Annotated in this window: 17 protein-coding genes; 13 read left to right on the top strand and 4 right to left on the bottom strand. The window is 71.7% G+C overall.

Annotated elements, in window-relative coordinates:
• Positions 1 to 159 precede the first annotated feature (159 nt).
• From ACIQGQ_RS35570 to ACIQGQ_RS35525, 10 genes are all read left to right on the top strand, one after another.
• The gene (locus tag ACIQGQ_RS35570) at positions 160 to 1,149 is read left to right on the top strand and encodes a DUF2520 domain-containing protein (protein ID WP_402404302.1); all 990 of its coding nucleotides are present in this window, start codon (positions 160 to 162) and stop codon (positions 1,147 to 1,149) included.
• Positions 1,146 to 2,180, top strand: a complete 1,035-nt coding sequence (gene panC, locus ACIQGQ_RS35565) for a pantoate--beta-alanine ligase (protein ID WP_402404300.1) — start codon at positions 1,146 to 1,148, stop codon at positions 2,178 to 2,180. The genes ACIQGQ_RS35570 and panC overlap by 4 nt, the downstream gene beginning before the upstream one ends.
• Positions 2,177 to 3,925, top strand: coding sequence for an L-aspartate oxidase (locus tag ACIQGQ_RS35560; protein WP_402404297.1), 1,749 nt, complete (start codon positions 2,177 to 2,179; stop codon positions 3,923 to 3,925). The genes panC and ACIQGQ_RS35560 overlap by 4 nt, the downstream gene beginning before the upstream one ends.
• Entirely contained in the window at positions 3,922 to 4,974 is a 1,053-nt protein-coding gene (gene nadC / locus ACIQGQ_RS35555; protein ID WP_402404295.1) for a carboxylating nicotinate-nucleotide diphosphorylase, read from the top strand. Before ACIQGQ_RS35560 ends, nadC begins: the two co-directional genes overlap by 4 nt.
• Positions 4,974 to 5,771, top strand: a complete 798-nt coding sequence (locus ACIQGQ_RS35550) for a type III pantothenate kinase (RefSeq protein WP_402404293.1) — start codon at positions 4,974 to 4,976, stop codon at positions 5,769 to 5,771. Before nadC ends, ACIQGQ_RS35550 begins: the two co-directional genes overlap by 1 nt.
• Positions 5,772 to 5,909: 138 nt before the next feature.
• Positions 5,910 to 6,470, top strand: a complete 561-nt coding sequence (locus ACIQGQ_RS35545) for a hypothetical protein (protein ID WP_402404353.1) — start codon at positions 5,910 to 5,912, stop codon at positions 6,468 to 6,470.
• Between the two features lie 75 nt (positions 6,471 to 6,545).
• Entirely contained in the window at positions 6,546 to 6,728 is a 183-nt protein-coding gene (locus ACIQGQ_RS35540; RefSeq protein WP_366298663.1) for a hypothetical protein, read from the top strand.
• A gap of 150 nt (positions 6,729 to 6,878) precedes the next feature.
• The gene (locus ACIQGQ_RS35535; RefSeq protein WP_402404349.1) at positions 6,879 to 7,397 is read left to right on the top strand and encodes a BlaI/MecI/CopY family transcriptional regulator; all 519 of its coding nucleotides are present in this window, start codon (positions 6,879 to 6,881) and stop codon (positions 7,395 to 7,397) included.
• A 9-nt stretch (positions 7,398 to 7,406) separates the two neighbouring features.
• On the top strand, positions 7,407 to 7,964 hold the full coding sequence (locus tag ACIQGQ_RS35530) for an amino-acid N-acetyltransferase (protein WP_402404289.1): 558 nt from the start codon (positions 7,407 to 7,409) through the stop codon (positions 7,962 to 7,964).
• Positions 7,965 to 8,121: 157 nt separating this feature from the next.
• Positions 8,122 to 8,442: an Lsr2 family protein gene (locus tag ACIQGQ_RS35525; protein WP_352275508.1), complete on the top strand. Its 321-nt coding sequence runs from the start codon at positions 8,122 to 8,124 to the stop codon at positions 8,440 to 8,442.
• Here ACIQGQ_RS35525 and ACIQGQ_RS35520 read toward each other — a convergent pair.
• A complete protein-coding gene (locus tag ACIQGQ_RS35520; RefSeq protein ID WP_402404285.1) occupies positions 8,421 to 9,017 on the bottom strand; it encodes an SCO3374 family protein in 597 nt (198 codons plus the stop codon). The two genes, ACIQGQ_RS35525 and ACIQGQ_RS35520, sit on opposite strands and share 22 nt — an antisense overlap.
• Positions 9,018 to 9,445: 428 nt before the next feature.
• Here ACIQGQ_RS35520 and ACIQGQ_RS35515 point away from each other — a divergent pair, with 428 nt between their 5' ends.
• Positions 9,446 to 11,974: an ATP-dependent Clp protease ATP-binding subunit gene (locus ACIQGQ_RS35515; RefSeq protein WP_402404283.1), complete on the top strand. Its 2,529-nt coding sequence runs from the start codon at positions 9,446 to 9,448 to the stop codon at positions 11,972 to 11,974.
• 131 nt (positions 11,975 to 12,105) lie between these two features.
• Here ACIQGQ_RS35515 and ACIQGQ_RS35510 read toward each other — a convergent pair whose 3' ends face one another.
• Both ACIQGQ_RS35510 and ACIQGQ_RS35505 read right to left on the bottom strand, forming a co-directional pair.
• Positions 12,106 to 15,270 carry an NACHT domain-containing protein gene (locus ACIQGQ_RS35510; RefSeq protein WP_402404280.1) on the bottom strand — a complete coding sequence of 1,055 codons (3,165 nt, stop codon included), beginning with the start codon at positions 15,268 to 15,270 and terminating at the stop codon, positions 12,106 to 12,108.
• A complete protein-coding gene (locus ACIQGQ_RS35505; RefSeq protein WP_402404278.1) occupies positions 15,267 to 15,614 on the bottom strand; it encodes a trypco2 family protein in 348 nt (115 codons plus the stop codon). The genes ACIQGQ_RS35510 and ACIQGQ_RS35505 overlap by 4 nt, the downstream gene beginning before the upstream one ends.
• A 344-nt stretch (positions 15,615 to 15,958) precedes the next feature.
• Here ACIQGQ_RS35505 and ACIQGQ_RS35500 point away from each other — a divergent pair, with 344 nt between their 5' ends.
• Positions 15,959 to 16,660, top strand: a complete 702-nt coding sequence (locus ACIQGQ_RS35500) for a M23 family metallopeptidase (protein ID WP_402404275.1) — start codon at positions 15,959 to 15,961, stop codon at positions 16,658 to 16,660.
• 11 nt (positions 16,661 to 16,671) lie between these two features.
• On the opposite strand, the gene ACIQGQ_RS35495 is transcribed toward ACIQGQ_RS35500, so the two are convergent.
• A complete protein-coding gene (locus ACIQGQ_RS35495) occupies positions 16,672 to 17,280 on the bottom strand; it encodes a TetR/AcrR family transcriptional regulator (RefSeq protein WP_402404273.1) in 609 nt (202 codons plus the stop codon).
• Between the two features lie 143 nt (positions 17,281 to 17,423).
• Between ACIQGQ_RS35495 and ACIQGQ_RS35490 the strand changes: the two genes are divergently transcribed.
• Positions 17,424 to 19,004, top strand: coding sequence for an MDR family MFS transporter (locus ACIQGQ_RS35490; RefSeq protein WP_402404270.1), 1,581 nt, complete (start codon positions 17,424 to 17,426; stop codon positions 19,002 to 19,004).
• Positions 19,005 to 19,043 lie beyond the last annotated feature (39 nt).

Genomic DNA, 19,043 nt, shown 5'->3' with positions numbered 1-19,043 from the left:
AGTACCGGGGGCCCGAACGGTTTTTCCGGGCCGGTTTTCCGGGGTGCGGACTTTCGTCCACAGGCTGTGGACGGCCGGGCGGTCCGGGCGAAACGCTGGCGTAGCATGCAGAGAAATCGTCCGGTACCCCCTGCGGACTGGAACGGAAGGCCTCGCCGAGTGAACGCAACAGCCCCCCACGAACCTCTGGAAGCCAAGGACCGCCCCGCCCGCCTGACGGTCGGTGTCGTGGGCGCGGGCCGGGTCGGCCCCGCCCTCGCCGCGTCCCTGCGACTCGCCGGGCACCGGCCGGTCGCCGTCTCCGGTGTCTCCGACGCGTCGGTGCGCCGGGCGGCCGCCCTCCTCCCCGACGTACCGCTGGTGCCGCCCGCCGAGGTCCTCGCCCGCGCCGACCTGGTGCTGCTGACGGTGCCGGACGACGCCCTGCCCGGCCTGGTCGAGGGACTGGCCGGGACGGGGGCGGTGCGGCCGGGCCAGCTCCTCGTCCACACCTCCGGGCGGTACGGGGCAGGCGTCCTGGACCCGGCGCTGCGCGCCGGTGCCCTGCCGCTCGCCCTGCACCCCGCGATGACGTTCACCGGCACCTCCGTCGACGTCCAGCGGCTGGCCGGCTGCTCCTTCGGGGTGACCGCCCCCGAGGAGCTGCGGCTCGCCGCCGAGGCGCTGGTCATCGAGATGGGCGGCGAGCCCGAGTGGATCGCGGAGGAGGCCCGCCCGCTCTACCACGCGGCGCTCGCCCTCGGCGCGAACCACCTGGTCACGCTGGTGGCCCAGTCGATGGAGCTGCTGCGTACGGCCGGGGTCACCGCTCCGGACCGGATGCTCGGCCCGCTGCTCGGCGCCGCCCTCGACAACGCCCTGCGCTCCGGCGACGCCGCGCTGACCGGCCCGGTGGCCCGCGGCGACGCCGGTACGGTCGCCGCGCACATCGACGAGCTGCGCAGGCACGCCCCGCAGACGGTGGCCGGGTACGTCGCCATGGCCCGCGCCACCGCCGACCGCGCCCTCGCCCACGGCCTGCTCAAGCCGGAGCTGGCGGAGGACCTGCTCGGCGTCCTGGCCGACGGCACCGGAGCGGGCGCCGGCCCGCGCGGCACGGACCCGGGCACGGACCCAGACACCGGCACCGGACCCGAGGAGTCCCGATGACCAACCCCACCGGCACCCCCGGCACCCCCGGGCCCGCCGTCCTGCTCCGTACGGCCGCCGAGCTGGCCGGCTCCGCGCCCCGCGAGGGCGTCCGGGCCGTCGTCATGACCATGGGCGCGCTGCACGAGGGCCACGCCACCCTGATCCGCGCCGCCCGTGCGGCGGCGGGCCCCGGCGGCCGGGTCGTCGTCACGGTCTTCGTCAACCCGCTCCAGTTCGGCGAGGCCGCCGACCTGGAGCGCTACCCCCGCACGCTCGACGCCGACCTCGCCGTGGCGGGCGCCGCCGGGGCGGACGCGGTCTTCGCCCCGTCCGTCGACGAGGTCTACCCGGGCGGCGAGCCGCAGGTCAGGATCGCGGCCGGCCCCATGGGCGAGCGGCTCGAAGGGGCCTCGCGCCCCGGGCACTTCGACGGCATGCTCACCGTCGTCGCCAAGCTCCTCCACCTCACCCGCCCGGACGTCGCGTTCTTCGGCCAGAAGGACGCCCAGCAGCTGGCGCTGATCCGCCGCATGGTCCGCGACCTGAACTTCCCGGTGGAGATCGCCGGGGTGGAGACGGTCCGCGAGCCGGACGGGCTGGCGCTCTCCAGCCGCAACCGCTTCCTGGACCCGGCGGAGCGGCACACCGCCCTCGCCCTGTCCCGGGCCCTGTTCGCCGCCCGCGACCGGCTCGCCGCCCAGCAGGCGCTGCACGCCCGCGCCACGGCCACCTCGGCCACCACCGGCCGGGCCGCCGCGCTCACCGCCCTCGGCGAGGCCCGCCTGGCCGCCGACGCCCAGGCGGTGGCCCTGGCCCGGCCGGACGGGGCCGCGGCGGCGGTGCGGACCGCCGCCCGCCAGATCCTCGACGACGCGGCGGCCGCGCAGCCCCCGCTCGCCCTGGACTACCTGGCGCTGGTGGACCCGGCCGACTTCACCGAGATCCCCGACGACCGCACCACCGGCGAGGCGGTCCTCGCCGTCGCCGCCCGGGTCGGCCGCACCCGCCTCATCGACAACATCCCGCTGACCCTCGGAGCCACCCCGTGACCGGAATACGGCTGACCGCCCCCGCCCCCGGCTGGTCCATCGAGGCCGATGTCGTCGTGGTCGGCTCCGGCGTGGCCGGGCTCACCACGGCGCTGCGCTGCGCCGCGGCGGGTCTCGCCACCGTGGTCGTCACCAAGGCCCGGCTCGACGACGGCTCCACCCGCTGGGCGCAGGGCGGTATCGCCGCCGCGCTCGGCGAGGGCGACACCCCCGAGCAGCACCTCGACGACACCCTGGTCGCGGGCGCGGGCCTGTGCGACGAGGCCGCCGTGCGGACCCTGGTCACCGAGGGCCCGGACGCGGTCCGCAGGCTCATCGGGACCGGCGCCCGCTTCGACACCGCGGAGGGCGGTGACATCGCGCTCACCCGCGAGGGCGGCCACCACCGCCGCCGCATCGCCCACGCGGGCGGCGACGCGACGGGCGCCGAGATCTCCCGCGCCCTGGTCGAAGCCGTCCGCACGGCCGCCCTGCACACCGTGGAGAACGCGCTCGTCCTGGACCTCCTCACCGACGCCGAGGGCCGCACCGCGGGCGTGACCCTGCACGTCATGGGCGAGGGCCAGCACGACGGCGTCGGCGCGGTGCACGCCCCCGCGGTGGTCCTCGCCACCGGCGGCATGGGCCAGGTCTTCTCCGCCACCACCAACCCGGCGGTCTCCACCGGCGACGGCGTGGCGCTCGCGCTGCGGGCCGGCGCGGAGGTCTCCGACCTGGAGTTCGTCCAGTTCCACCCGACGGTCCTCTTCCTCGGTGCCGGCGCCGAGGGCCAGCAGCCCCTGGTCTCCGAGGCGGTACGGGGCGAGGGCGCCCATCTCGTCGACGCCTCCGGCACCCGCTTCATGCTCGGCGAGCACGAGCTGGCCGAGCTGGCCCCGCGCGACATCGTCGCCAAGGCCATCACCCGCCGGATGGAGCTCCACGGCACCGAGCACATGTACCTCGACGCCCGCCACTTCGGCGCCCGGATGTGGGAGCACCGCTTCCCCACGATCCTGGCCGCCTGCCGCGCCCACGGCATCGACCCGGTCACCGAACCGATCCCGGTCGCCCCCGCCGCGCACTACGCCTCCGGCGGCGTCCGCACCGACCTGCGGGGCCGTACGACCGTGCCCGGCCTGTACGCCTGCGGCGAGGTCGCCTGCACCGGTGTGCACGGCGCGAACCGGCTGGCGTCCAACTCCCTCCTGGAGGGCCTGGTCTTCGCCGAGCGCATCGCGGCGGACATCGTCGCGGACCGGCCCCGCGCGGGCGCCCCGGTCACCACGTCCACCGCAGCCCCCTCCCCGCTGATCGCCCCGGAGGCCCGCGCCACGATCCAGCGCGTCATGACCCTGGGCGCCGGGGTCCTCCGCTCCGCCGGGAGCCTGGCCACCGCCGCCGAGCGGCTGGAGGCGCTCCACGACAGCGCCGTCCGGGCCGTCGCGGCCGACGAGCCGAAGGTCGCGGTCCCCGGGGTCGAGGCGTGGGAGGCCACCAACCTGCTGCTGGTCTCGCGCGTCCTGGTGGCCGCCGCCCAGCAGCGCGAGGAGACCCGCGGCTGCCACTGGCGCGAGGACCGCCCCGAGCGCGACGACGCCGAATGGCGCCGCCATCTCGTGGTCCGGATCACCCCGGAGCGCCGCCCGGTCGTCCACCGGACGCGGACCGAGGCATTCGGCCCCGTGGACCCCGCGCAGGCAGCAGACTTCGGGGCAGCATCCCCGACCCACCCCGCCGACCTCCCCGAGGAGCACCGACCGTGAGCACGCCCGAAGAGAACCCGCGCCCCGAGCCCGTGGACGTACCGCTGATCCAGATCGGCGCGCCCGCCCCGTCGGCGGGCGGCTGCGGGGACGGCTGCGGCTGCGGCGGGGACGAGTACTACGAGATGGACCCGCCGGAGTGCGGTCTCGATCCGGCCCTCGCCCAGCTGCTCGCCGAGGCGGGCCTGGACCCGGTCCAGGTCGAGGACGTCGCGCACGTCGCCATCGAGGAGGACCTGGACGGCGGGGTGGACGTCACCACCGTCGCCACGGTCCCCGAGGACGCCATGGCCACCGGCGACTTCACCGCCCGTGAGGCCGGTGTGGTGGCCGGGCTGCGCATCGCCGAGGCGGTGCTGTCCATCGTCTGCACCGAGGAGTTCGAGGTCGAGCGCCATGTCGAGGACGGCGACCGGGTCGAGGCCGGGCAGAAGCTGCTGACCGTCACCACCCGCACCCGCGACCTGCTCACCGGCGAGCGCAGCGCGCTCAACCTGCTGTGCCGGCTCTCCGGCATCGCCACCGCCACCCGCGCCTGGGCCGACGCCCTCGACGGCACGAAGGCCAAGGTCCGCGACACCCGCAAGACCACCCCGGGCCTGCGTGCCATGGAGAAGTACGCGGTGCGCTGCGGCGGCGGCGTCAACCACCGGATGTCGCTCTCGGACGCGGCCCTGGTCAAGGACAACCACGTCATCGCGGCCGGCGGGGTCGCCGAGGCGTTCAAGCGGGTGCGGGACGTGTTCCCGGACGTCCCGATCGAGGTCGAGGTCGACACCCTCCAGCAGGTCCGCGAGGTCCTCGACGCGGGCGCCGACCTGATCCTGCTCGACAACTTCACCCCGCTCCAGACGGCCGAGGCGGTCGCCCTGACCGACGGCCGCGCGGTCCTGGAGTCCTCCGGCCGGCTCTCCCTGGACACCGCCCGCGCCTACGCCGAGGCGGGCGTCGACTACCTGGCCGTCGGCGCGCTCACCCACTCCTCGCCGATCCTCGACATCGGCCTGGACTTCCGCGACACCGCCGACACCGACGGGGCGGACGACTGATGCTGCTCACCATCGACGTCGGCAACACCCACACCGTCCTCGGCCTGTTCGACGGCGAGGAGATCGTCGAGCACTGGCGGATCTCCACCGACCCGCGCCGCACCGCCGACGAGCTGGCCGTGCTGCTCCAGGGCCTGATGGGGATGCACCCGCTGCTCGGCATGGAGCTGGGCGACGGCATCGAGGGCATCGCGATCTGCTCCACGGTCCCGGCCGTCCTGCACGAGCTGCGCGAGGTGACCCGCCGCTACTACGGCGACGTCCCCGCCGTGCTCGTCGAGCCGGGCATCAGGACCGGGGTGCCGATCCTGATGGACAACCCGAAGGAGGTCGGCACGGACCGCATCATCAACGCGGCCGCCGCCGCCCACCTGTACGGCGGCCCGGCCATCGTCGTCGACTTCGGCACGGCCACCACCTTCGACGCGGTCTCCGCCCGGGGCGAGTACACCGGCGGTGTCATCGCCCCCGGCATCGAGATCTCGGTCGAGGCGCTCGGCGTCCGGGGCGCCCAGCTCCGCAAGATCGAGCTGGCCCGGCCGCGCAGCGTGATCGGGAAGAACACGGTCGAGGCGATGCAGTCGGGCATCATCTACGGCTTCGCCGGCCAGGTCGACGGCGTCGTCGCCCGGATGAAGAAGGAGCTGGCCGACGACCCCGACGACGTCACCGTCATCGCGACGGGCGGCCTTGCTCCGATGGTGTTGGGCGAGTCCTCCGTCATCGACGAGCACGAGCCCTGGCTCACCCTGATCGGCCTCCGCCTGGTGTACGAGCGGAACGCGCCCCGGCTGTAGCGGACAGGCGGCGTACCTGCGGGAACGGCCTCCGGGACACGGGTACGCCGCCGCGCCACCACTGTCCGGTTAAGCAGATTTTGTCCCTTTAGCACGTATGGTCGCGGCATGCCCACGCCTTACGGATCACGCGGCGGCATGGCGTTCAGCGCGGACGAGCTGCGGGTGCTCCGACGTGCTCTCGCCACCGCCCTTCACCCCACGCCCCTCCCGGACGAGGACGTCCGGGACTGCCTGCGGCTGGCCGGCGCCGTGGACGAGGCGGCCGGGGAGGCGGGACGGCTGCGCGCGTTCCTCCTCGCCGACCTCGTCCGGTACCGCGACGCCCTCCCCGGCTCCGCCGGCGGCTATCTGGAGCTGCTCCAGGACGCCCTCGCGGGCGGGTACGACCCCCGCCCCGAGGACCTCGCCGCGCTGCGGGGGCTGCGCCGCCGCCCGGTGGCCGCCTCGCTCCTGGTGCGCTGCCAGGTGCTCGCGGAGCGCTCGGTACGGGCCCGCCTCACCGCACGCACCCCCGCGCCGCGCAGCAGGCTCCTGGCGCTGCCGGGCGGCCGGGCCGCCGCGGCGGAACCCGAACGGCCGAAGACCCCGGAGGCCCCCGCCCGGCCGCCCGCCCGGCCCGCGCCGAAGCCCTCGGAGGTCTTCCCGCCCCGCCGCCGCCCGGTGCCCCCGCCGCAGCAGCAGCGCGTCGCCGGATAGCCGCCGCGCGCCCGGACGGCCGCAATGCCGAGGGGCGGCGCGGCCGTCCGGACCGGTCTCGCTACTCTGGACGACATGGACTACGTATCCGCGCTCCTGCCCCCCGTGGTGATGGCCGCCTTCTTCATCGGCCTCGTCGTGACGATCGTCAAGAGCCAGGGCGGTCCCAACAAGGCCAAGGAGGACGCGGCCGTGGACCTGGCGCTCGGCCGCGCCGAGTCGGTGCAGCAGCAGGCCCCGCGGAGCGACGGCGCCTGATCCGGACCCATATCCCCGCAGTACGTCGAGGGCGTACGGCTCATCCGGAGCCGTACGCCCTTTTGTTGTGCGAATAAACCGGGCATTTTGGCCATCTACTACTAAAGTGGCGTCGTGCCCCGTCAATTGGGAGATCTGGAAGACGCCGTGATGACACGGGTCTGGCAATGGAACCGTCCGGTCACCGTGCGGGAAGTCCTTGAGGACCTCCAGCAGGAACGCTCCATCGCCTACACCACCGTCATGACGGTAATGGACAATCTCCATCAGAAGGGCTGGGTGCGCAGGGAAGTGGACGGCCGCGCATATAGATATACGGCGGTGTCCACGCGTGCCGCCTACTCGGCCGCGCTGATGAACGAAGCATGGTCCCGCAGTGACAACCCGGCCGCCGCCCTGGTCGCCTTCTTCGGGATGATGTCCGCCGAGCAGCGTGAAGCGCTCAGGGACGCCATGCGGGTCGTTCGGCCCGACCGCGCAGAGGATGCCGCGCCGGACGGACCGGGCGGGGAACGGCCCGGAGAAGCGGACGCGGAACGGCCCCGGGAAGCGGACGCGGAACGGCCCCGGGAAGCGGACGCGGAACGGCCCCGGGAAGCGGACGCGGAACGGTCCGGGGAAGAACCCGGGGAACCGGCCGATGGAGCGGCGCCGGACGCCGGGCGATAGCGTCGGGGTATGTCCTCAGAGCATCCGTCCGCCGAATCCCGTACCGCACCGCCGACCGAAAAGACGGCCATCACGGTCCGACGTGCCAGGACCAGTGATGTGGCATCGGTACGCCGCCTCCTGGACGGGTACGTACGCGAAGGCATCCTGCTCGACAAAGCGACCGTGACGCTTTACGAGGACATCCAGGAGTTCTGGATCGCGGAACGCGACGAGGACGCCCGGGTCGTCGGCTGCGGCGCACTGCACGTGATGTGGGAAGACCTCGCCGAAGTGCGTACTCTCGCCGTCGACCATGCCCTCAGGGGCGCTGGACTCGGCCATCAGGTGCTGGACAAGTTGTTGCAGACCGCCCGTTGGCTGGGCGTACGGCGGGTTTTCTGCCTCACCTTCGAAGTGGACTTCTTCGCGAAGCACGGCTTCGTGGAGATCGGGGAGACACCGGTGGACGGAGATGTCTACAGCGAGCTGCTGCGTTCCTATGACGAGGGTGTGGCGGAGTTCCTGGGGCTCGAACGAGTGAAGCCGAACACCTTGGGCAACAGCCGGATGCTTCTGCATCTGTGACCGGCATCCGTGACCGCCCGAAGAAGGCGGAACCCTATGTCCGAATCGCGCACGTTTCCCGTGTTCCCCTGATCCTGAACCTCTCCCGGGGGTTTGTGTTTTCCGGGGAAAAGCGGTTTCCTTTCCGCGTACTGCATTTTCGATGAAAGGGAATCCAGTGGCACAGAAGGTTCAGGTCCTTCTTGTCGATGACCTCGACGGTGGCGAGGCGGACGAGACGGTCACGTTCGCTCTCGATGGCAAGACGTACGAGATTGACCTCACGACGAGCAACGCGGACAAGCTCCGTGGTCTTCTTGAGCCGTACACCAAGAGTGGCCGGCGCACCGGTGGCCGTGGTAAGGGCCGCGCCGTTACCGGTGGCAACAAGGACACTGCCGAGATCCGTAAGTGGGCCCGCGAGAACGGCCACAATGTGAATGACCGCGGCCGTGTTCCCGCCGAGATCCGTGAGGCTTACCGGAAGGCCAACGGCTGAGTCGTCGGCACGGTCGCCGACGACCCCGTTCGGGTATGCGTCAAACGGGCCCGGTGGCATTCCGTCGCCACCGCGTCCACCAGCCGTACGAGATCGGGGGCACCTCCGTCCCCGTTCCCGAGGCCGGTGAGGGCCGGGAGTGCCGTACCCCCCTCGTGCCGCGGTCCGGGGGGCCGCAGCCAGGTGGCGGCCCCCGGCGTGCCCGCCGTCCGTCCGGGCGGCACCGGCGCGGTGATCCGGCCGCCCGCACCGATGGCGGTCAGGGAGAGGGCCACCCCCCGCCACTCCAGCCAGTCGAGCAGTCCGGGAAGCTCCTCGGCGCTCCCCGCCGCGACCAGCAGACCCATCCGCGCCCCCGACAGCGCCACGGGCCCGGTGCGGTCCAGCCGCCGCAGCGCCGCGTGACCGGCGGCCGCCGGCACCTGGAGCACGTCGAACTCCAGCCCGGTCAGCAGCCGCACCGGCGCGGTGCCCGCCGTCGCCCAGCCGAGCTCGCGCTCGTACCACCGCGCCCAGCGGGCGCCCTCCTGTTCGCGGTCGGTGGACGGTACGGAGGTGGGAAGGGTGATGACCATGCCGGATGAACGCACCCGTCGCCCGGCGGGTTACGCAGAGTCGGCGAACGAGTGCGCGTTGTGTCCGTGATGGGGGCGTAGGGGCGCATTCGGGAGCGCCAATGTGTTCGCCCGTAGCGGAGGGAACCGGCGCGCGCCGCATGGACTGTCTGTAATTGCGGGTAAGACATCCCTAGTGGGAAGGGGCGACACGCAGGTTCGGGCATCTCCCGTTCGCCATCGGCGTACTGGTGAAAGGGGTATCTGCCTGGCCTGCGGGAACATCGTCTCGCACCATCGGGTTGGAGAAGTTGTCAGCGTTCGGGGCAGGAGGCCAAGGACGGTGTCGGCAGTTGGAATGAGCGGTCCCCGCTTGCGGGACTAAGCTGCGGAAGGACAGGGAGGGGACCGACCCCTAACTGCCTGACCGCTCTGAGGAGCGATTAACGATGTTCGAGAGGTTCACCGACCGCGCGCGGCGGGTTGTCGTCCTGGCTCAGGAAGAAGCCCGGATGCTCAACCACAACTACATCGGCACCGAGCACATCCTCCTGGGCCTTATCCACGAGGGTGAGGGTGTCGCCGCTAAGGCCCTGGAGAGCCTCGGGATTTCGCTCGAGGCGGTCCGCCAGCAGGTGGAGGAGATCATCGGCCAGGGCCAGCAGGCCCCGTCCGGGCACATCCCCTTCACGCCCCGGGCCAAGAAGGTCCTGGAGCTGTCGCTCCGCGAGGCCCTCCAGCTCGGCCACAACTACATCGGCACCGAGCACATCCTGCTCGGCCTGATCCGCGAGGGCGAGGGCGTCGCCGCCCAGGTCCTCGTGAAGCTGGGCGCCGACCTGAACCGGGTGCGGCAGCAGGTCATCCAGCTGCTCTCCGGGTACTCGGGCAGCAAGGAGGCGGCGACCGCGGGCGGCCCCGCGGAAGGCACCCCCTCCACGTCCCTGGTGCTCGACCAGTTCGGCCGGAATCTCACCCAGGCCGCCCGCGAGTCCAAGCTCGACCCGGTCATCGGGCGCGAGAAGGAGATCGAGCGGGTCATGCAGGTGCTGTCCCGCCGTACCAAGAACAACCCGGTCCTCATCGGCGAGCCCGGCGTCGGCAAGACGGCGGTCGTCGAAGGCCTGGCGCAGGCCATCGTCAAGGGCGAGGTGCCCGAGACCCTCAAGGACAAGCACCTCTACACCCTCGACCTCGGCGCGCTGGTCGCCGGCTCCCGCTACCGCGGTGACTTCGAGGAGCGCCTGAAGAAGGTCCTCAAGGAGATCCGCACCCGCGGCGACATCATCCTGTTCATCGACGAGCTCCACACCCTGGTGGGTGCGGGCGCCGCCGAGGGCGCGATCGACGCCGCCTCCATCCTGAAGCCGATGCTGGCCCGCGGTGAGCTCCAGACCATCGGTGCCACCACGCTCGACGAGTACCGCAAGCACCTGGAGAAGGACGCCGCGCTGGAGCGCCGCTTCCAGCCCATCCAGGTCGCCGAGCCGTCGCTGCCGCACACCATCGAGATCCTCAAGGGTCTGCGCGACCGCTACGAGGCCCACCACCGCGTCTCCATCACGGACGAGGCGCTGGTCCAGGCCGCGACGCTGGCCGACCGGTACATCTCCGACCGCTTCCTGCCGGACAAGGCGATCGACCTGATCGACGAGGCCGGTTCCCGGATGCGCATCCGCCGGATGACCGCGCCGCCGGACCTCCGCGAGTTCGACGAGAAGATCGCCGGCGTCCGCCGCGACAAGGAGTCCGCGATCGACTCGCAGGACTTCGAGAAGGCCGCTTCCCTCCGTGACAAGGAGAAGCAGCTCCTCGCCGCGAAGACCAAGCGCGAGAAGGAGTGGAAGGCCGGCGACATGGACGTCGTGGCCGAGGTCGACGGCGAGCTGATCGCCGAGGTCCTCGCCACCGCGACGGGCATCCCGGTCTTCAAGCTGACCGAGGAGGAGTCCTCCCGCCTGCTCCGCATGGAGGACGAGCTGCACAAGCGCGTCATCGGGCAGAAGGACGCCATCAAGGCCCTCTCGCAGGCGATCCGCCGTACGCGGGCCGGCCTGAAGGACCCGAAGCGCCCCGGTGGCTCGTTCATCTTCGCCGGTCCGTCCGGTGTCGGTAAGACCGAGCTCTCCAAGACGCTCGCCGAATTCCTCTTCGGCGACGAGGACGCGCTGATCTCCCTCGACATGTCGGAGTTCAGCGAGAAGCACACGGTTTCCCGTCTCTTCGGTTCGCCCCCCGGCTACGTGGGTTACGAAGAGGGCGGCCAGCTCACCGAGAAGGTGCGCCGCAAGCCGTTCTCCGTCGTCCTCTTCGACGAGGTCGAGAAGGCCCACCCGGATATCTTCAATTCCCTGCTCCAGATTCTGGAGGACGGTCGCCTGACCGACTCCCAGGGCCGGGTCGTGGACTTCAAGAACACGGTCATCATCATGACGACCAACCTCGGTACGCGGGACATCTCGAAGGGCTTCAACCTGGGCTTCGCCGCCCAGGGCGACGTCAAGACCGGCTACGAGCGGATGAAGAACAAGGTCAACGAAGAGCTGAAGCAGCACTTCCGGCCCGAGTTCCTCAACCGTGTCGACGACACGGTCGTCTTCCACCAGCTCAGCCAGGAAGACATCATCCAGATCGTCGACCTGATGATCGCCAAGGTGGACGAGCGCCTGAAGGACCGCGACATGGGCATCGAGCTCAGCGCGGAGGCCAAGACGCTCCTCGCCAAGAAGGGCTACGACCCCGTGATGGGCGCCCGGCCGCTGCGCCGGACGATCCAGCGCGAGATCGAGGACGTCCTCTCGGAGAAGATCCTCTTCGGCGAGCTGCGCCCCGGTCACATCGTGGTCGTCGGCACGGAGGGCGAGGGCGAGGAGAAGGCGTTCACCTTCCGCGGCGAGGAGAAGACGGCACTGCCCGACGTCCCGCCGATCGAGCAGGCCGCGGGCGGCGCGGGTCCGAACATGTCGAAGGACGTGTGAGGCCGCCGCTGAGCGCCTGAGCGGAAGCAAGCAGGGGCCCGGGCCCCGGACCGTGTGCAACGGTCCGGGGCCCGGGCCTTTTCCGGTGTGCGGGGCGCCCGGGATCCGGGGCCCTCCCGGGGACGGCGGTGTCAGATCGCGGTGATCTGGCAGTCGGGCAGCGCCGTCCGGAGCAGGGAGAGATCGCCACCGCCGATGTGTCCGGGCGACACGAGCAGGAGCTGCTTCAGCGCCGGGAAGACCCGGGGGATCGTCTCCAGCCCGAGTGTGTCATCGCCCTGGTTGAGTTCCAGGCTCTCCAGGAAGGGCACGGGCTGTTCCGCGGCGAACTCCGTGGCGGACGGCAGGAACAGGGAGAGATGGGCGACCTGCGGAGCCTTTCGGAGGGCGGCGAGCAGCGGGCGGACCGGGGTGGGAGCCCATAGTTCCAGCCGTCGCAGACCGGTCCAGCCGTCGAGCGAGTCGATCTCGAAGAGGGCCACCTGGTGGATGCCCAGCAGGGTCAGCCGGGGGTGGGCCGGGACCTGGGAGAGCCGGTCGGCGCCCAGGTGGTTCAGCTGCAGGGAGTGCAGTTCCCGAGAGGCCGTGGCGGCCAGCGCGGCACTGGGGAGATGGGTCATGTCGAGTTCGACCGACCTCAGCGAGGGGAGTCCGACGAGCGCGCCGAGGTCCTGGACGGCGGGGCACTGGTTCAGCGACACGGATTCGAGGGCGGTGCAGTCCGTCAGGAACGAGAGGTCGGCCGGTTCGGGGTTCTCCTGCATCTCCACGGCGGTCCACGAACCACCGCGGAGGGCGGTGTCGAGGGTGGTGGCCGTGTGCTCCCCCGTGATCAACGGGCTTCTGACGGACGGCAGATGGCGCAGGGCCGCCAGCTTCTCCGCGGTGTTGAGTACCAGGGACCTGTGCGGCAGGTCGAAGACGGAGAGGACCTCCCGGGCGTACGGGTGTATCGGGTACCGGTCCCAGTTGGCCGTGAGGACGAGTTCGAGCTCCGGGTGGGCGAGGGCCCAGCGACGGGCGTGCGGTACGGCCTCGGCCCCGCCGATCTCGCTGATCAGCTCGGTGAGCAGGTTGATCTCCTCCTCGTCGGTCACCCGGGCCGGGTCCGGCAGATGGGCGAGGGCGGCCGGGCCGAGACGGGCGAGCACCTTGACGGCCGTGTAGTCGTCCGGTGGGAAGAGCTCCGACAGGGACGCGCGGACCCGCTCCCGGGTCGGTTCGTCGAGCCAGGTGGCGTGCTGGGCGCAGAGGGCGGCCAGGACGACGATCTCGTCCCGGGCGGCGGTGTCGGCCGGGCCGGGGACGTGGTCGAGCAGGCCGTTGACCAGGACGGGGTGGTCCCGGCGGTCGCAGTGGCCGGCGGCGAGCAGGATGACGTCGTACCAGTTCTGGGAGCCGGCCCGGGTGAGGAGTTCGTGCAGCTGGTCGCCCTCGACGAACTCCTTCGCGGCCAGGAAGTCCTGGAAGGTGCGGTGGGCGAACTGGTAGGTGTCCTCGGCGCGCTCCTGGAGGACCCCGCTGCGGTTGAGCAGGTGGTTCAGGATCGTGTCGGACGAGCCCTGGGGGCTCAGCCGCGCCATGCCGGGCAGGGCGCGTTCCAGCTGGCGCAGGGCGGAGGCGCGGTCCAGCTCCGACTGGTTGCCCCGGACCAGCCAGATCGCGATGCGCTGGAGGAGCTGGGCCTGCTCCGCCGGGCTCATCGTGATGCCCTCGGGGGCGTCGATCCTGCGCTGCTTGTCGCGGTCGCCGAGGAGCATGGTGAGGGCGGACGCGTAGAGGCTCCAGCGGGTCTCCGGGAGGAGGCCCTGGCGGCGGCGGTGCAGGGCGCAGATCACGGCGCAGAGCAGCGGGGTGCGGGCGAGGTCGCGCAGGATGCGGTTCTGGGCGAACTGCTGGACGAGGTCCCGCTCCAGCATGCCGAGCGTCTCGTGGTCGTCGTCGTCCAGTCGGGCGGCCCGGTGCCAGGCGGCGACGAACGCCTCGATGTCGCGGTCCCTCATCGGCAGCAGCCGCAGCTCCTCGAAGCCCTGGCCGTCCAGCCAGCCCGACTCGACGGCGAGCGGGCGCACCGTGACCACGCAGCGGGTGTCCGGGTAGCGGTCCAGGAGCCGGGAGAGCCACTGGTGGGCCTGCTCGCGATCGTCGCCCGGCACCTCGTCCAGTCCGTCGACCAGCAGCAGCCCCCGGCCGGACTCCAGCACCCGGCCCACCCAGCCCTCGGGGGCCCGGTCGACCACCAGCCGGGCCGCGTCGGGCAGCTGTGCGGGGGAGGGGAAGGTGCCGCCCTCGGCGCGCAGGGTGCGCAGCGGGACGACGAACGGGACCAGCCCGTTGAGCGCGCCCAGCTCCGCGCTCAGGGTGCCGGAGGCGGCGTGCGCGGCCAGCCACCACAGCAGCGTGGTCTTGCCCGCGCCCGCGTCGCCGCGCAGCAGGACCCGGTGGCGGTCGGGGAGGAGGGCCTCGATCCGCCGGGCCGGGCCCGGGGTGGACGGTCCGAGTCCGTTCCGGTCGGGCTGCTGCTGGGCCTCCAGGCTCAGGTACGCGGTGTCCAGGTCCCATTCGGAGTCGCGTCGGCCCAGCTCGTCGAGGCCGAAGACCTTCGTCCGGCGGTACGCGGCCCCGAGGGCTGCCGCGTAGTCCTTCTCGTACCAGGCGTCCCGGGGGAAGTGGCCGCGTACCGGCTCGTGGCGCAGGTGCGGGCCGTTCTGTTCGTAGACCAGCCGGAACGGTTTCGCGGCGAGCAGCGGGGCGAGCGGTACGCACTCCACGCGGCGGCCCGCGCGCCCGTGGGGGACCTGCCGGGCGATGCCGATGAGGACGTCACCGGCGAAGACCGGGCCGCCCGACAGCCCACGCAGCGCCGACACCCGGGCGTCGTGCGGCGGGGGCGGGCCGTCCAGCTCGCAGACGAGCAGCCCGCGCGCCTGTCCGGCGGTCGGCAGGGCGGTGGCGGTGTACTGGTCGGACTCCAGGTGCCCCTCGTGCCCGTACCGCTGGACGTCCGGGAAGCCGGTGATCTCGCAGCCGGGGACGGCGTGCTCGGAGTGGAGGAGGCCGAGCCGTGCCGGGGTGTCCGGGCCGAGCGGGTCGGCGGTGACCAGGAGCGCGGCGTCGAGGTCGTGGTCCATCCAGGCGACCTTCGCGGTGGTGGGCCCGGTCCGGAGCGGGTGGGCGACCAGGGCGGGACCGCGCTGGACGACGTGGGCGCAGGTCAGGACGAGGCGGTCGGTGAGGAGGACACCGCTGCCCTGGGCGGCCGCGGTGACGACGACCGTGCGCTCCGCGATGGTCACGGCCGGGGCGCCTCACCGCCGCCGAAGTGGGCCGTGCTGCCCGGGTCGTCGTTGCTGATCTCCCAGGCTCCGCCGGTCGCGGCGGTACGCGGCTTCAGCGTGAAGGCGACCTTGTGGGTGCGGCCGGTCGCGCGGGAGGCGTCGGCGCCCGCGTCGACCACCCATGCCTTGACCCGGCCGCCGCCCTTGATCTCCTTGCGGAGTTCGAGGGTGAACTCCATCTGGATGTCGCCGACCTCGAAGGCCAGCGGGCTGCCGGTGGCGCGGCTCGCGGCGTCGACGAGCTGGCCGCGGATCGATTCGACGGCGTCGGCGAGCTCGATGCCGTCCATGTCACTGCCCATGACCACGTCCCCCCGGAGTTCGCTGTGGTCCCGTCACCTTAGGGCCGAAGGTCCCGGGAGGGGGGCGGTTCCGGCCTGCCCGCGGTGACAAGCCGCACAGCCGGTTCCGGGCCTACTAGGGGCGATAGGGGAGGGGGAGCGGGTGATCGCCGGACGGCCCGGAACGGTGTCCCGGCGGGCCCGGCCGTGGTCGGTGGGGTGGGAAGCCCGGTGAATTCCCGAAGCGCCGGATACGGCTTTTGTTCGTAGATGAGGGGTTTGAACCCTGGCCGGGGTGCGGGTTACCAAGGGATGGCCAGCCCGGTCGAGCGCCGGGTCCAGTCATCTACGGAGGTTCTCCGCATATGTCGAAGCGCGTTTCGTTCCAGCACTCCCGCCGCCCGTCCCTGTCCCGTGCCCGCGGCGCCATGATGGCGGCCGGTCTCGGTGCGTCGATGGTTCTCGGCACGGGCGCTGCGTTCGCGGCCGGTTCGACGGGGGCCCCGAGCGGTGTGGACCATCTGACCGGCGCCGGCGCGGCCCGGTCGATCACCGAGCAGGCCTCCGTACAGGGCAAGCTCGCCGCGAAGAAGGCGGCGGCGGCCAAGAAGGCGGCCGCCGTGAAGAAGGCCGCCATCAAGAAGGCGCACGGCTGGTCCGCCCCGGTGAACCGTTACGAGCTGAGCGCGAGCTACGGCAACGACGGCAGCCGCTGGGCCCACAAGCACTCCGGCCAGGACTTCGCCGTGCCGATCGGCACCAGGGTCGAGGCCGCGCACAGCGGCGTCGTCGTGAAGGCCGGCCCCAACGGCGGCGGCGACGGCCCCGCGTACGGCAACGCCGTCGTGATCAAGCACTCCAACGGTACGTACTCCCAGTACGCCCACCTGTCGCGGATCGACGTGCGGATCGGCGACGCCGTGCGGACCGGTGACCGGATCGCGCTCTCCGGCAACACCGGCAACTCCAGCGGCCCGCACCTGCACTTCGAGATCCGGCACACCGCCGACTACGGCTCCGCGGTCAACCCGGTCCACTTCCTGCACCGCGAGGGCGTGCGCGTCTGACCGGACCCGCGTCACGACTCCGGGGCGTCGGTACCCGTAGCCGCATCCGCACCCGTGTGTGCCTGGGTGATCAGATCGATGGCGACCTCCAGGACGGCCTTGCGCTTCTCCTCGGGGTCGCCTTCGGCGTCCTTGAGGGCGAACAGCCCCGCGTGCGAGGCGACGAGCGCGGTGAAGCAGCGCACCTGGTCGGCCAGTGAGGCGTCCGGCTCCTGGAGCAGCGCCATCAGGGCGATCACACGCTCCTTGATCGTCACGCCGATGCTGAGGTCGCGGACGGCGGCCTGGTTCTCCTGCATGAAGCGGAAGAGCGGGGCGGCCTCGACCAGCGCCTCGCTGTAGCGGTGCAGGAGCTCCTTCTTCGTCTCCAGCGTGCGTGGCTGCTCCTGGCCCCAGGCGACCAGCTCCTCGACCGGGCGGTTCAGGTCCTCGAAGATGCTGACCAGGATGTCTTCCTTGGTCTTGAAGTGGTAGTACAGCGCTGCCTTGGTGACATCCAGCCGCTCGGCGATCTCGCGGAGCGAGGTCTTCTCGTAGCCCTGCTCGGCGAAGAGTTCCAGGGCGACGTCCTGAATGCGCTGGCGCGTGTTGCCACGGCGCTGCTGCGGTGTGCGGCCCATGAGAGCTCTCCTCAAAACTTACTTGACGCCCGGCTAGTTACGGGTCTACTTTCCCCAGTGTAGTTACTAGCCGGGCGGCAAGTAAGTCCTCCGGCTCACACAGGGGAACGGGTCCGTACGGCGGGGCCGGGGGAGTGGGAACGATGACCGATCTGAAGAAAGCGCCAGGCGGGGGCGGGGAAGCGGCCGCCGCCGATCGGCCGGCCGCGAAGCCCGGGGCGCCGGAGCGCAGCGTCCGGGTGGTGATCCTCGCCCTGATGATCACGATGCTGCTCGCCATGCTGGACAACCTGATCGTCGGCACGGCCATGCCGACCATCGTCGGCGACCTCGGCGGTCTGGAGCACCTCTCCTGGGTCGTCACCGCCTACACCCTGGCCACCGCGGCCTCCACGCCCATCTGGGGCAAGCTCGGCGACATGTACGGGCGCAAGGGCATCTTCCTCACGTCCATAGTGATCTTCCTGATCGGCTCGGTACTGAGCGGAATGGCCCAGGACATGGGCCAGCTGATCGGCTTCCGGGCGGTTCAGGGGCTCGGCGCCGGCGGTCTGATGGTCGGCGTCATGGCGATCATCGGCGACCTCGTCCCGCCCCGCGAGCGCGGCAAGTACCAGGGCATGATGGCCGGTGTCATGGCCATCGCCATGATCGGCGGACCGCTGGTCGGCGGCACCATCACCGACCACCTCGGCTGGCGCTGGAGCTTCTACATCAACCTGCCGCTGGGCGCGATCGCCCTCGTCATGGTCACCATGGTCCTGCACCTGCCCCGGCGCGAGGGCGGCAAGGGACGGATCGACTACCTCGGCGCCGGGCTGCTCACCCTCGGCATCACCGCGATCGTGCTGGTCACCACCTGGGGCGGCTCGGAGTACGCCTGGACCTCCACCGTGATCATGGAGCTCATCGCGATCGGCGTCGTCGCCCTCGTGGCCTTCGTCTTCGTCGAGACGAAGGCGGCGCAGCCGATCATCCCGCTGCACATCTTCCGCAACCGCAACTTCACCCTGATGTCCGTCATCGGCTTCATGTCGGGCTTCGTGATGTTCGGCGCGGTGCTCTTCCTGCCCCTGTACCAGCAGTCCGTCCAGGGCGCCTCGGCGACCAACTCCGGTGTGCTGCTCCTGCCGATGCTGCTGTCGATGATGGTCGTCTCGCTCGTCGCCGGACGGGTCACCACCAGCACCGGCAAGTACAAGATCTTCCCGATCCTGGGCTCCGTACTGATGGTGAGCGGCCTCTACCTGCTGTCCCGGATGGACGTCGACACCACGCGGTTCACCTCCGGTGTCTACATGGCGGTGCTCGGCGCGGGGATGGGCTTCCTGATGCAGATCACCATGCTCGTCGCGCAGAACAGCGTCGAGCTGAAGGACATGGGCGCCGCCTCCTCCTCGACCACCCTCTTCCGCACGCTCGGCAGCTCCTTCGGCGTCGCGATCATGGGCGCGCTCTTCACCGGGCGGGTGCAGGACGAGATGCTGGCCCGCGGCGGCGGGGCGGCGACCGCGAGGTCCGCGCAGCTGGACGCGGCGAGCCTGGCGAAGCTGCCGGAGGCGGCGCGCGAGGCGTACCAGTTCGCGGTGGCCTCGGGGACGCACATCGCGTTCCTGGTGGGTGCCTCGGTCGCGGTGATCGCGCTGGTGTCCTCGGTCTTCGTCAAGGAAGTGCCGCTGCGCGGGTCGGGCCCGGCGCCCAAGCCGGTCGCCGAGGCCGTCTGAAACCCTCCACGGGTACGGAGCGGACGTACGGAACGACGG

It is taken from the genome of Streptomyces sp. NPDC092952 (assembly GCF_044754785.1).
Lineage (GTDB): Bacteria > Actinomycetota > Actinomycetes > Streptomycetales > Streptomycetaceae > Streptomyces.
The sequence above is the reverse complement of the archived record's forward strand: the minus strand, read 5'-3'. Positions and strand labels throughout refer to the sequence as shown.